Raw genomic sequence first — 14,070 nt, 5'->3', positions numbered from 1 at the left:
TTCTCCATTTCATACATCACAAAAAGGAGTAATTTTGCGAGTGAATAAATACAATAAGGTCCAAACCGATAAAACAAATATGAGAAGAATTGCAATTTATCTATTGTGCATATTCATGTTACTGCCTGTTGTAACAATGACAGCACAACCTGGTTATAACTACTCAAAGTTACAACGGGAGAAACTAAACCGCGGCGTAGTTGCCATTCGCGAAAACCCTTCAGAAGTAATCGTTTCGTGGAGGTATCTTTCTTCCGATCCGATACAAACCGGTTTCAACGTATACAGAGACGGGAAGAATTTGACAGACACTCCCATCACTGTCAGCACCCTGTTCCGTGATAAGAATAACAGTCAGAAAACGGCTGTTTACGAAGTGCGTCCTGTTCTAAAAGGAAAGGAGACGCATCACATTGACGGTACATACACATTCCCGGAAAACGCGCCTCTCGGCTATCTGGAAATTCCCCTGCAAAAACCGGCAGACGGAATAACTCCGGCAGGTGATACCTACACGTACAGTCCCAATGATGCTTCCATCGGTGACGTAGACGGTGACGGCGAATACGAAATTATCCTCAAATGGGATCCCAGCAATTCACACGACAATGCACACGAAGGTTATACAGGCGAAGTATACATCGATTGTTACCGAATGAACGGAGAACAACTATGGCGTATCAACTTGGGTAAAAACATACGTGCAGGAGCTCATTATACTCAATTCATGGTGTACGATCTGGATGGTGACGGCAAAGCGGAAGTAGTGATGCGGACTGCCGACGGAACAGTGGACGGAAAAGGAAAAGTAATTGGAAATGCTGATGCAGACTATCGCGAAGCCGGTACTTTTGACCCAAGCAGGAATCAAATGATGAAGCAAGGACGTATTCTGAAAGGCAAAGAATACCTGACTGTTTTTTCAGGAGACACCGGTGAAGCCTTACATACATACCATCGACTATATCCCTGCCCGCGGCAACGTTGCCGACTGGGGAGACGCAAAAGGTAACCGAAGCGACCGCTTCCTGGCTTGTGTAGCCTATCTTGACGGAGTACACCCAAGTGTTGTCATGTGCCGAGGCTACTACACACGCACCGTTCTGGCGGCCTTCGACTGGAACGGAAAAGAACTGAAGAACCGATGGGTATTCGACAGCAACCATCCCGGATGCGAGCAGTACGCCGGACAAGGAAACCACAATCTGCGTGTAGGCGATGTGGATGGTGACGGATGCGACGAAATCATTTACGGTTCCTGTGCTATCGACCACAACGGCAAAGGACTTTATTCTACCCGAATGGGACATGGAGACGCCATCCACCTGACACATTTTGACCCTTCCCGTAAAGGTCTGCAAGTATGGGACTGCCACGAAAACAAACGTGACGGAAGTACGTACAGAGATGCCGCCACCGGAGAAGTGTTATTACAGATAAAAAGCAATACCGATGTAGGACGTTGTATGGCCGCCGACATTGACCCGACTCATCCGGGTGTGGAAATGTGGTCAGGAGATTCACAAGGAATTCGAAACGTAAAAGGAGAAATCATAGCCCCTAAAATGAGAAATATGCCGACCAATATGGCTGTCTGGTGGGATGGAGACCTATTACGCGAACTATTGGATAGAAACATGATTATTAAATACGACTGGGAAAACAAAAAGTTTGTTCCGCTTGTCAAATTCACAGGAACTCTTTTCAACAATGGAACGAAATCGAATCCTTGTCTCCAAGGTGACATTATAGGCGATTGGCGGGAAGAAGTACTCGTACGCTCCGAGAACAACGCTGCTCTCCGGCTCTACGTTTCGACTATTCCGACCGAATACAGATTCCACACCTTCCTTGAAGAACCGATATACAGAATCAGTATCGCTACCCAAAATGTAGGCTATAACCAGCCAACACAACCGGGATTCTATTTCGGACCGGACCTTATAAAAATGAAAGGTACTTTCAGAGGATATCAATTCAAGTAAGTTAAGAGACTATCATGAAACACAAATTATTTCTTTTCACATTTCTCCTGGCTATACTGTCCGCCATTAATATACAGGCATCCGAACGCAAAAAATACAATTTCAACAGCGAATGGAAGCTGCGGATAGGAGACTTTCCTAAAGCCAAAGATACAAAATTCGACGACAGTAAATGGAAACAAGTAACTTTGCCCCATGCCTTCAATGAAGATGAAGCATTCAAACTTTCCATTGAACAATTGACAGATACAGTGGTATGGTATCGCAAGAGTTTCCAGATTCCGGAACTGAAAAGTAATCAGAAAGTATTCGTCGAATTTGAAGGAGTACGCCAACGCGGAGACTTCTATCTTAACGGACATTATCTAGGCAGACACGAAAACGGTGTTATGGCGGTAGGGTTCGACCTGACTCCACATATCAAAGAGGGTGAGAACGTGATTGCCGTTCGCACCGACAACGACTGGATGTACAGAGAAGAAGGAACTAACTCTAAGTTCCAGTGGAACGACCGCAGACGGTAAAAGCATCTGCCATCCTTCATAATCTTCACTTCTGGAGTTGGGGATATGGTTACTTGTATACGGTAAAAACCGCTTTGAAAGATGATAATAATCAGATATTCGACGAAGTCAGTACCCGCACCGGCTTCCGCAAGACCCGCTTCGCGGAAGGAAAGATATGGTTGAACGACCGTGTTATCCAAATGAAAGGGTATGCACAGCGCACCAGCAACGAATGGCCGGCAGTAGGTCTGTCCGTACCTGCCTGGTTGAGCGATTTTTCTAATGACCTGATGGTGAAAGGAAACGCGAATCTGGTTCGCTGGATGCACGCTACTCCGTGGAAACAGGATGTAGAATCCTGCGACCGTGTAGGTCTGATACAGGCAATGCCTGCCGGAGATGCAGAAAAAGACCGTGAAGGACGTCAATGGGAACAACGGGTGGAGTTGATGCGAGACGCGATTATCTACAACCGTAATAATCCGAGTATCCTGTTCTACGAATGTGGCAACAAAGCCATCAGCCGCGAACACATGATAGAAATGAAAGCTGTCCGCGACAAATACGACCCGTTCGGCGGACGTGCCATCGGATCACGTGAAATGTTGGATATCCGCGAAGCGGAATACGGTGGCGAAATGCTGTACATCAACAGAAGCGAACATCATCCGATGTGGGCGACCGAATATTGCCGCGACGAAGGTTTAAAAAAGTACTGGGATGAATATAGCTATCCTTTCCACAAAGAAGGTGACGGACCACTTTATAAAGGACAACCGGCCACTGACTATAACCGCAACCAAGATGAACTTGCCATCACCATGATAGCCCGCTGGTATGATTATTGGCGTGAGCGTCCCGGAACGGGTAACAGAGTCAGCTCCGGCGGTACTAAAATTATCTTCTCCGACACCAATACCCACTACCGGGGTGCGGAAAACTACCGAAGAAGTGGAGTGACGGACGCGATGCGTATCGAAAAAGATGCTTTCTACGCACATCAGGTAATGTGGGACGGATGGGTAGATACGGAAAAAGACCAGACCTACATCATCGGACACTGGAACTATCCGGATAATACGGTAAAACCTGTGCAGGTAGTATCTACCGGAGAAGAGGTGGAGCTTTTCCTGAATGGTAACTCCCTGGGTAAAGGCAAACGCCAATACAATTTTCTCTTTACTTTCGACAACGTAGCCTTCAAACCGGGCAAACTGGAAGCTGTCAGCTACAATAAAGCAGGGAAAGAAATCAGTCGTTATGCTGTAAATACAGCCGGTGAACCTGCCAGTCTGAAACTTACCGCTATCCAAAACCCCGAAGGCCTTCATGCAGACGGTGCGGATATGACATTGATACAGGTGGAAGTGGTAGATAAAGACGGACAACGTTGTCCGTTGGACAACCGCACTATTCAGTTCACACTCAAGGGTCAGGCGGAATGGCGCGGAGGTATTGCTCAAGGTAAAAACAATCATATTCTTGATACAAACCTTCCGGTAGAATGTGGTATCAACCGCGCACTGATCCGCAGCACGACGGCTGCCGGAAAAGTAACTCTGACAGCACAGGCTAAAGGACTTCTAAGTGCCTCTCTCACATTGGAAACGGTGCCTGTAAAAGTGACCGGAGGTTTGAGTACCTATCTTCCGCAGGCCACTTTGAAAGGCAGACTGGATAGAGGAGAAACACCTTCTACCCCTTCTTACAAAGACAGCAAAAAGGGTGTACGAATCGTTTCGGCAAAAGCCGGTTCCAACAATAATGATGCTGAAAAAAGCTACGATGATATCGAACTGACCGAATGGAAGAATGACGGTAAACTAAGCACTGCATGGATTACCTATACATTGGAAAGAGATGCCGAAATAGACGATATATGCATCAAACTGCAAGGATGGCGTTCACGAAGTTACCCGCTGGAAGTATATGCCGGCAACACCTTGATTTGGAGCGGAAACACGGATAAAAGCCTGGGATATATTCATCTCAATGTAGAAAAGCCCGTACGTGCTAATACGATAACCATCCGCTTGAAAGGAAACACCAGTGACAAAGATGCTTTCGGACAGATTATCGAAGTAGAGGCTATAGCGGCCAATACAATGGAATTGGAAAAAAGCAGTAGCAAACACCAGTTGAGAATCATCGAAGTTGAGTTTCTCGAAACAATCAAATAAAAAAGTTCCGGCAATGTTGTTTATTTGCCTGCCATCAAGTATCTTTGTTCATAAACTGAATTTTAACGCTTATGTGTAAACAACCGGATATCCTAGAAAGTGAAAAGATTCACTTTGCAGTCATGGCAATAGAAGCTGGAGCACGCGAAATGGGAATTTCTCCTATGGAAATGCGCCGACGTTTAGAGAAAATGAATCTAATCAAACGTCTTCTACTGGACAATTACGAAGTGATGCACACACAAAGTCTAAAACATGTAGGCGAGGATGTGGTCGAGGCTTTGAAGAACTGGGAGGCACAGGAGGGCGAGAAGGGATGAAAATAACACTTTATCATGGCTCCACCCTTTCTATAGAGCATCCCTTAGCCAAAGTGGGACGTGCCGATTTAGATTTCGGTAGAGGTTTTTATCTAACCTCACTACGCTCACAAGCAGAACAGTGGGCTGCCCGCGTACAACTATTACGGGCAAGTACTACTGCATGGATTAATGTATACGAATTTGATATGGATGCAGCTATAAAAGCTGGATTCAAGCTACTTCGTTTTGATGCTTACGATCAGCATTGGTTGAATTTTATTGTCGCTAGTAGGAATGGAAAACAGCCTTGGAAAGATTATGATATTATAGAAGGAGGCGTAGCAAACGATCGGGTTATTGACACCATAGAAGATTACCTTAACGACATTATCACCATAGAGCAAGCCCTCGGGCAATTGGTATATGCACAACCTAATCATCAGATATGTTTGCTCAATCAGCAACTCATTGATACATATCTACATTTTGATAATAGTTTTCCACTGGATACTATGGACAGAAAAGGAGGTAACAAATGAGAGAACAAGTACTTTGGAGAAAAATCAGTCGCATCGTCCTATTATTATCAGCCCGATTGGAGATAAGCCCGGAAAGAGCATTAAATCTGTTTTATGAAACGAATGTATGTGCCATGTTACATGACTCCCGTTACGGACTGCATCTAATGAGTGATACTTATATTATAAATGATGTATTGCGTGAATTACAAGACAAGCAGTAATTTTAGAATATATTATGATACCAAGCAAACAAAATCTCTTCTTTTCATACCGTTCCTTTTTGAATCCTTATCACTCATTTTTTTCATTTATTCCTTCATTATTCACACCACGCTGATAAACCGATGGTGCTACCCCAAACTGTGCTTTAAAGCATTTACTGAAATAGAAAGGATCACTGATGCCTACCTTGTAAGAGACTTCCGCAACCGTCAGATTATCTTCTGACAGCAACAACTCCGCCGCTTTCTTCATTCGCACCACACGCAAATATTCATTAGGCGAATATCCTGTTACACCGCGCAATTTCCGATAAAAAACGGTTCGTCCCAACTTCATAAGCTGCGCAAACTCGTCAATAGAAAATTCCGGGCGGGCAAGATTCTGTTCGAGAATGGCAGCCAAACGGTCTGCAAATTCTTTATCCCGGTCGGTAGTACACATAGCCGGACGCACAATACCCGGTTCGCTGGAGAACTTCTCACGCAATTTATCGCGCTGCTCGATCAAACGGAATACACGTGCCAACAGCAGTTTAACGCTGAATGGTTTGGCGATGTATGCATCCGCACCTGCCTCAATTCCTTCCAGATGCTTTTCCGGTGAGTTCAACGCAGTCAGAAGGATAATGGGAATATGACTCGTATCAAAATCTGTTTTTAGTTTCTTGGTTACTTCAAATCCGGTCATACCCGGCATCAGAACATCACAGATAATCAAATCAGCATCATACGTACGGGCCTTTTCAAATCCGGACGTGCCGTCGGCAGCCACTTCCACTTCAAAGTATGCGCCGATTTCTTCCCGTAGAAACTCACGGATATCATTATCATCTTCAATAATCAGCACTTTCCGTTTATTCAAAGGAGCAGCCATCTTTTCCGGGTCAGGAAGCTCTTCCGAAAGCTGTAATAAATGATGTGCATGACCGTCTGCCTCTTTCAGCAATACGTTGCCCGGAACAAGGAAGTCTTTCTCCGAATACACCGTCTTATCTGTCGGAATACATACGATAAATACAGAACCGCCACCTTCATTGTCTTTATACTCAATCGTACCTTTATGCACCTGCACCAGTTCGTGGCTCAAATGCAGACCGACCCCAATACTGTCACCGGAAAAATTACTCTGCATAAACCGCTTGAACAATTCATTCTGTTTCTCTTTAGGAATCCCTACTCCCGTATCCGAAACCTGAATCTGCAATGTTTGTTTCCCTTCGTCCACATTCACCGAAAGAATAATCGTTCCGTTGGAAGGAGTATATTTAAATGCATTTGAAAGCAGGTTATAAGTCACCTTATCCAAATTTCCTTTATCAATAAACATCTTATAAGATGGCACCGAAGGCAAGAAACGGAAGTTCATATTCTTCTGTTCCGCCACGTCGCCGAAGCTCAAGAATATTTCATAAAGGAAAGAGATGACATCTGTTTCCTCTAAAGAAAGCGCCAGTTTATTATTCTGCATCTTTCTGAATTCCAGCAATTGGTTGATGAGTCTCAACATACGTTGCGTACTCTTATCCATTGTTTTCAGAGGATATATCAATTCGCGCGGAATATCCGTGACACGCTGGATTTTCTCCAAGGCTCCCTGGATTAAAGTAAGCGGCGTACGGAATTCATGAGAAATATTGGTGAAGAAGACCAGCTTATATTCAGTCAGTTGCTTCTCTACGTTAATACGGTTACGCAAACCATTAAAGTTGCGGACGATACGGAAGGCAAAATACAAGGCTACCATCAATAACAGAACATAGCACAACATTGCCCAGGTAGTCTTCCAAAACGGTGGGACGATTACAATCTTCAGTGTAGTCTCACTGTCGTTCCAGATACCCGACCCATTGCTGGACTTGACATGAAGTATGTAGGTTCCCGGATTCAGGTACTTAAAGGAAGCGAAATTCAGTGGAGAAGGAGCACTCCATCCCTGGTCATAGTTTTCCAACCAATACATATATTTCGTATGTCCGCTATCCGAATAGTCGAAAGTGGAGAAATCTATCAGGAATGAGTTTTGAAAATATTTCAGCGTAATTTCATCCGAATAAGCAAGAGACTGTTTTAGAGGAGAATCCTCCATCTGCGGATTCATCTGGGTTCCATTGACGTACAAATCAGTGAAAACAACCGGAGAAAACGTCTCACTATCTTGTATCTTTTCAGGGTCGATCACAATTAATCCATAGTTTGTACCAAAAAGCAATTTCCCGTCTTCACGCATACAAGCACTATTCTCGCTATATACATTACCTAAAGTATAGGAAGAAAAGAAATAGTTCTCAAAAGAACGGGTGGACGGGGTGAACTTGGAAATTCCATATTCAGTCGCTACCCAAAGGTTTCCTTTTCTATCTCCCAAAACAGACTGGATTACATCGTTGACCAACCCTTCGGAAGTTCCGTAATGCTCATATTTCAATGAATGATAGTCGTCCTGCGGCGTACAGAGGTTCAATCCCGAACCGGAAGTACCAATCCACATACGTTCTTTCGTATCACGATAGATACATTTGATTTCATTACTGCAGAATTTTCCGTTTGTATAACTGAAGAGATGATAATTATCGCCATCCGCAATCAGTGAGTCCGGATGAAAGATACAAATCCCCTCACTGGTTCCTACCCAGACCATTCCGTTTTCATCTTCTTCTATCACACGCACCATCCTCATTCCGAACGTTTGCTGGAAGAAATGCCGGAATTTATATTTCCCGTCAGAAGTGGGTTCAGCCAATTCGAGCCCTCCGCCGAATGTACCCACCCACATACGGTCTTTGCGATCGCGATAAATAGCAAAAACGTTATTATCCGACAATGAAGTCGGGTCGGACGGGGTATTATAATACCAGGTATCTCCCACCTTCAATCCATTACCACGGGTTCCAGTCCACATCTGTCCCTGGCGATCTTCAGCGATTGCATAAATATTGGAATGAAAATATTGATTCGTCATTTTCGACTGAAGATTCGCGTCAAAGGTATAAAGTCCGCCTTTACGCGTACCTACCCAAATATCGCCATTAGACATCTTGGTCAACATACGGATGGTATTCGAACGGTCGAACAGTTCACGGGATTCGGGATAGATGCGGGAAGTTCCTTCATTCAACACTGAAATGCGGGATAAACCCGAATATTCCGAAGCTACCCAGATGCCACCGGCACGATCTTCCATGACATATTGCAGGAAATCCGAACTGATATGACTTTGATCGTTGATGTTGGCAACGAAATGTTCCAGTTTATCTTCGGCTGTGTTATAAACAAAAAGCCCATTCCCATAGGTAGAAATCCAGATGATTCCGCGGGAATCATGTACGATATGATAACGTTCGAAGTCAATGTAGCTGATCTTGTCTTGAGGGATCAACTGGAAATCTTTACTTTCACCGGTTGCGGCAATCACATAGGTGAGGCGTCCTGTATGATTATATATCCAATAGTCTCCGTGGTTGTCGCGAATCAGTTCGCCCTTTTTAATATTCAGACGGGGGTCAGCGGCTACTTCTCCGGTCGTAAAATCATAAGTATATACTCCGGTCGTAGTCAGAATCATCCATTTATCTTTCAACAAGAAATTTCCGGTAGGCGACGTCTGCCCTGCAACGGTTGAAAGGGCAGCCAGCTTCTGCATCTTCTGCGTAGCCGAATGGTAATAATAAATATCTCCATCTGCCGTAAGGAAATACATGTCATCCTTATAAGCCAGAGAAGAAGTGAAATGAATCAACCGGTCTTCTATCCGATATTGTCCGTTGGAGACAGAAACCAATCCGCATTGAGTGCCTATCCAGATACGTCCACTGGCATCTTCATTCACGAATTTCACCCGGTTGTCCGGCAGGTTTCCACGTTCTGTCCTGAATACGGTGGATGTCATTTCACCGTTTTTCTGATGCACCATACGTCGGCAACCATTGCCTTGATGTGATAACCATACGTCTCCGTTGGCTGTAACAAATACAGTAGAGTAATTCTGCCTTAACTCGCCGCAACCCGTGTAATCAACAAAACGGGCACGTTGCAAATCATAGCAGCTATATAGTTCAGGTGTAGTGGAAATCCATAAAAAGCCATCTTTATCTTCTGTGAGATCGTAAATCCGGTTGTCGGCCAAAGACACTTTATCTCCGGCTTCCGGACGAAAGGTCAGGAAAGAGTTGCCGTCATAACGACTTAATCCGTTCAAGGTAGCCAGCCACAAAAAGCCTTTGCTATCCTGATAGATGTATCGGATAGAGTTGTTGGGAAGACCGTCACTAGTTCTCATTTGTGTAGAACGAAGCTCTATTGCACTATAGGCATTCAGTACAAAGCTAACAAGGAAAGTGAAGACTAAAAGGTGTCTTTGCGTCATATAGATTCCAAGATTAATAATAAATGTAGGACAAAAATAATCAAGATAGTTGAGATAATAAAAGAAACACTCCATTAAATAGTAGGAAGTGAATATGCTAAAGGACAATTATTACCATTTTTTAGACGCGGATTACATGAATGACGCGGATTTTTTATTCTTAAATCTGTGTCATCCGTGTAATCCGCGTCTAAAAAATTACAGACTGATAGAATTACTGAAAACTCAATCCATGTGGAACACTTCCGGCAAAGGAATGGATACCGGTGAGTTGTCCGGATTCACTTCCATGATATCCGCCATATAGTCCCACCATTTCTGTACGATTTCCGTATTGCCTAAATCCTGCGAACCTGCTCCCCCTTCCGTTTTTTGGAAAGCAAACAGGATATTTGTTTCTTTATCCCAGTAAATCGAATAGTCCGACACTCCATTCTGTGAAAGCAGCGCTTTCAGTTCGGGCCAGATGGCAGCATGTCTTTTTTCATATTCGGCTTCACATCCGGGTTTCAAATACATTTTAAATGCTTCTCGTTTCATGGTTTCAATCTATTTAAAGTTAATCTTTCTTTTCTTCCGTGTCGACAGCAAAAATAGGTGCTGTCGTCTTTTGTTTCACCTGGTAGTATTGAACGGCACTGTCATTCATCTGTGGATATTGATTTTTCAACAAGCGAATCATTTCCGCACCTGCCCAAAGAACCGGTCCGTAACCATGTGCCGCATATACATTGACCGGACGGTAATAGTAAAAAGCAGGGTCGAAAGCCATTCCCGTACCGACACAGGTTCCTTCCACTTGCCCCTCCGCATTTATCTTGCCGGCTACGGCATGCCATCCCAGATGAGCAACCGGTCCGTAAGCAATGGCGTCAATCCATCCTTTATTGATGGCGTGTGCCAGGCAGTATACATATATCGCAGTAGCGGAAGTTTCCAGGTAAGAATCATTCCGGTCGAGCAGTTGGTGCCAAAGTCCTTCTCCACTTTGCAAGGCTGTCACTCCACGTACATGAGCCCGGAAATAATCCATCACTTTCGCACGTTGAGGATAATCTTCCGGTAGAACGTCGAGCAGTTCGCAAGCCGTCAACATAGCCCAACCGTTGGCGCGCGCCCAACAAAAAGCAGGATGATCGCTACTGCTTTCCACCCATCCGTGACGATACAGTCCTTTTTCGGGGATAAACATGCGGTCGGCAAATTGTAGGAATTGTCTCACCGCTTCTGCCAGATATTTATCTTTTTGCTCCTTGTCATAATAACTCATTTGTGCTACTGCCGGAATACCCATAAACATATCATCCAGCCAAAGAGTGTTATGCTGCGGACGGTTGCGTGCAAAAGTTCCATCTGCCAGACGATACTCTTTATTAATGATGAAATCAAAATAATTACATATCAGTTCATCCACAGGAAGCGAGGGATCTTTCAAACGGACTTTCACCATCGCCGCGCATACGGCTCCTGCGTCATCCAGTGCGTGCGGAGTGAGGATTTGAAGCAACTGCGGGTCCGTTGTCCCCTTTTCTTTATAAACACGCTTGAAATGCGGTGCTACTTCGGCCAGAAAACGAAAACGATTCTGTACATAATCCATATAGCGTATGTCGCCCGTAGCTTCGGATGCCGCTATCAAGGCAGAGTAGGTCACTCCCCATTCATAACTTGCCAAACGAAAAGCTCCACGCTCCAGTTGTGCCTCCTCTCCCATCGTTGTATAGTCGGTAATCACTTTACCCGTATTCTTGTCTACCACACGGGCGGGAGTCTCCTTATCTATATAAGCAAATACACGGTCTACCTCTTTCTTTACCTGTTCCGGTGTCAAATCACCATACGTGCCCTGATAAGCAGGTTGCAATAAATGCAAAGGGGTGTTTGAGTCATTCACTACAGTTTTCTTTTTCTGTGCGCTGACAGGCAAAGCTATCAGCAACAAAGTAATGGCTATGATACGAATATTCATATTTTATTTTTTAGGTATTTTACATCCTCTGAATAGGGTTCCCTGCAAATCCGGCCCAAAGTAGAATCCCGGTTGTGTCGGCTGGTTGTAGGCTACGTTCTGGGTAGCGATACTGATGCGATAAACAGGATCCTCCAAAAAGGTGTGGAAGCGGTAATCAGTGGGAATGGTAGAGACATAAAGTCGCAAAGCGGTATTATCGGCTGTGCGCAACAGTACTTCTTCCCGCCAGTCGCCTACAATATCTCCTTGCAGGCAAGGTGTTGCCTTCGTTCCGTTGTTGGAAAGAGCTCCTTCGAAAATGGCTATACGCTCACAGACTCCTTTCTTCCAATTATATTTGCTGACTATATTTCTATCCAGCAGTTCGCGCAGTAAATCACCGTCCCACCAGACAGCCATATTACATGACAATCCTCTGACACGGGCTTTCACCACTTCTCCTTTTATATTTCTTATTCCTCCGGAAGCAAGAGACCACATTTCAACGCCCGGATGGGTCGGGTCAATATCAGCCGCCATGCAACGCCCGACATCTGTACTATCTTTTATCTGGAAAAGTATTTCTCCGGTTGCCGCATCTCTGTACGTACTTCCGTCACGCTTGTTTTCGTGACAGTCCCATACTTGCAACCCTTTGCGGGAAGGATCGAAATGAGTCAGATGAATCGCGTCTCCATGTCCCATCTTCGTTGTGTACAGCCCTTTGCCGTTATGGTCGATGGCACACGAGCCGTAGATAATCTCATCGCATCCGTCACCGTCTACGTCACCTACCCGAAGGTTATGATTACCTTGTCCGGCATAGTCTTCACAACCGGGATGGTTACTGTCGAAAATCCAGCGTTCTTTCAGTTCCTTTCCATTCCAGTCGTATGCTGCCAATACTGTACGGGTATAATACCCACGACACATCACAACACTAGGATGGATGCCGTCGAGATAGGCTACGCAAGCCAAAAAGCGGTCACTACGATTACCACGATTGTCTCCCCAGTCCATCAGGTTTCCTCTTCCCGGTACGTAATCAATTGTTTGCATCGCTTCTCCTGTCAGTCCGTTGAAGACAGTCAGATATTCCGGTCCGGTCAAAATACGTCCCTGTTCATTCCGATAGTCAGCTTGCGCATCTCCAATCACTTTTCCTTTTCCGTCCACTGTTCCGTCGGCGGTTTTCATTACTACTTCCGCTTTACCGTCACCATCGAAGTCAAACACCATAAACTGGGTGTAGTGTGCACCGGCACGTATATTACGTCCCAGATTAATGCGCCATAAATGTTGCCCGTTTAATTTATAACAATCGAAATATACCTCTCCGGTGTAACCGTCATGCGAATTATCATGTGCGTTCGACGGATCCCATTTCAAGATAATCTCATATTCCCCGTCACCGTCCACATCGCCGATACTGGCATCATTAGGAGCATAGAAATAACTTTGCCCTGCCGGAGTCGTACCGTTTTCAGGACGATTCAGCGGAATGTTCAGATAACCAGCCGGAGCATCGGACGGCAATTGATAATTGCTTTCCGTTTTTGATTGGATAGCTTTGACGGTATAAAGTACGGATTCCGTACCTTTATATATATCCTGAAAGAAAGTCGCATTTCTTATCGGATATTTGTTTACCTTTTCACCGTTTCTATAAACATCAAAAGATTCGTCCATCGGGTCGGAGGACAGATAACGCCAAGACACGGCAACAGTAGATGGATTCTCTCTGATGGCAATTACCCCGCGTCCCAAATGTTCGCGTTTCAGTTTCGAAAAGTCATAGTTCGGCTGCGCCACTACAAAAGCAGCTATCAGACACAGACTTAAAAAAGCACTTATGCATTTCATAGTTTTATCGTTAATCAATTTACAACACAAAAGTAAGCGGCACAGCCTACTTATAAAATAGAATATTGTACAGATCTATGTAGAAATCATCATATAGCCCACTTTTAAACCGCATTATAACTACCTGGTGAACAAAAATGAATATATCTGAACGGAAATCCATTGAAAAAGAAAAGTG

At 44.6% G+C, this 14,070-nt stretch carries 7 protein-coding genes and 2 pseudogenes; 5 read left to right on the top strand and 4 right to left on the bottom strand.

Annotated elements, in window-relative coordinates:
* Nucleotides 1-79: 79 nt before the first annotated feature.
* The 5 genes and pseudogenes from BSAG_RS23900 (at nucleotide 80) to BSAG_RS17625 (ending at nucleotide 5,715) form a co-directional block, all read left to right on the top strand.
* Nucleotides 80-1,985 (top strand): annotated as a pseudogene (locus tag BSAG_RS23900) (rhamnogalacturonan lyase).
* A 14-nt stretch (nucleotides 1,986-1,999) separates the two neighbouring features.
* Nucleotides 2,000-4,671, top strand: a pseudogene (locus BSAG_RS0222660) (glycoside hydrolase family 2 protein).
* Nucleotides 4,672-4,742: 71 nt separating this feature from the next.
* On the top strand, nucleotides 4,743-4,991 hold the full coding sequence (locus BSAG_RS17615; protein WP_004308502.1) for a DUF3791 domain-containing protein: 249 nt from the start codon (nucleotides 4,743-4,745) through the stop codon (nucleotides 4,989-4,991).
* Entirely contained in the window at nucleotides 4,988-5,512 is a 525-nt protein-coding gene (locus tag BSAG_RS17620) for a DUF3990 domain-containing protein (protein WP_004308501.1), read from the top strand. Before BSAG_RS17615 ends, BSAG_RS17620 begins: the two co-directional genes overlap by 4 nt.
* Entirely contained in the window at nucleotides 5,509-5,715 is a 207-nt protein-coding gene (locus tag BSAG_RS17625) for a DUF3791 domain-containing protein (protein ID WP_004308500.1), read from the top strand. The genes BSAG_RS17620 and BSAG_RS17625 overlap by 4 nt, the downstream gene beginning before the upstream one ends.
* Nucleotides 5,716-5,785: 70 nt before the next feature.
* On the opposite strand, the gene BSAG_RS17630 is transcribed toward BSAG_RS17625, so the two are convergent.
* The 4 genes from BSAG_RS17630 to BSAG_RS17645 all read right to left on the bottom strand — a co-directional run bounded on the left by BSAG_RS17630 (nucleotide 5,786) and on the right by BSAG_RS17645 (nucleotide 13,892).
* On the bottom strand, nucleotides 5,786-10,078 hold the full coding sequence (locus tag BSAG_RS17630; protein ID WP_008771105.1) for a two-component regulator propeller domain-containing protein: 4,293 nt from the start codon (nucleotides 10,076-10,078) through the stop codon (nucleotides 5,786-5,788).
* 225 nt (nucleotides 10,079-10,303) lie between these two features.
* Nucleotides 10,304-10,618: an L-rhamnose mutarotase gene (gene rhaM / locus BSAG_RS17635; RefSeq protein ID WP_004308498.1), complete on the bottom strand. Its 315-nt coding sequence runs from the start codon at nucleotides 10,616-10,618 to the stop codon at nucleotides 10,304-10,306.
* Between the two features lie 19 nt (nucleotides 10,619-10,637).
* On the bottom strand, nucleotides 10,638-12,047 hold the full coding sequence (locus BSAG_RS17640) for a glycoside hydrolase family 105 protein (RefSeq protein WP_004312571.1): 1,410 nt from the start codon (nucleotides 12,045-12,047) through the stop codon (nucleotides 10,638-10,640).
* 3 nt (nucleotides 12,048-12,050) lie between these two features.
* The gene (locus tag BSAG_RS17645; RefSeq protein WP_004312572.1) at nucleotides 12,051-13,892 is read right to left on the bottom strand and encodes a rhamnogalacturonan lyase; all 1,842 of its coding nucleotides are present in this window, start codon (nucleotides 13,890-13,892) and stop codon (nucleotides 12,051-12,053) included.
* Nucleotides 13,893-14,070: the final 178 nt, after the last annotated feature.

Source organism: Bacteroides sp. D1 (genome assembly GCF_000157095.2).
In the GTDB taxonomy this organism is placed as follows: domain Bacteria; phylum Bacteroidota; class Bacteroidia; order Bacteroidales; family Bacteroidaceae; genus Bacteroides; species Bacteroides xylanisolvens.
The sequence above is the reverse complement of the archived record's forward strand: the minus strand, read 5'-3'. Positions and strand labels throughout refer to the sequence as shown.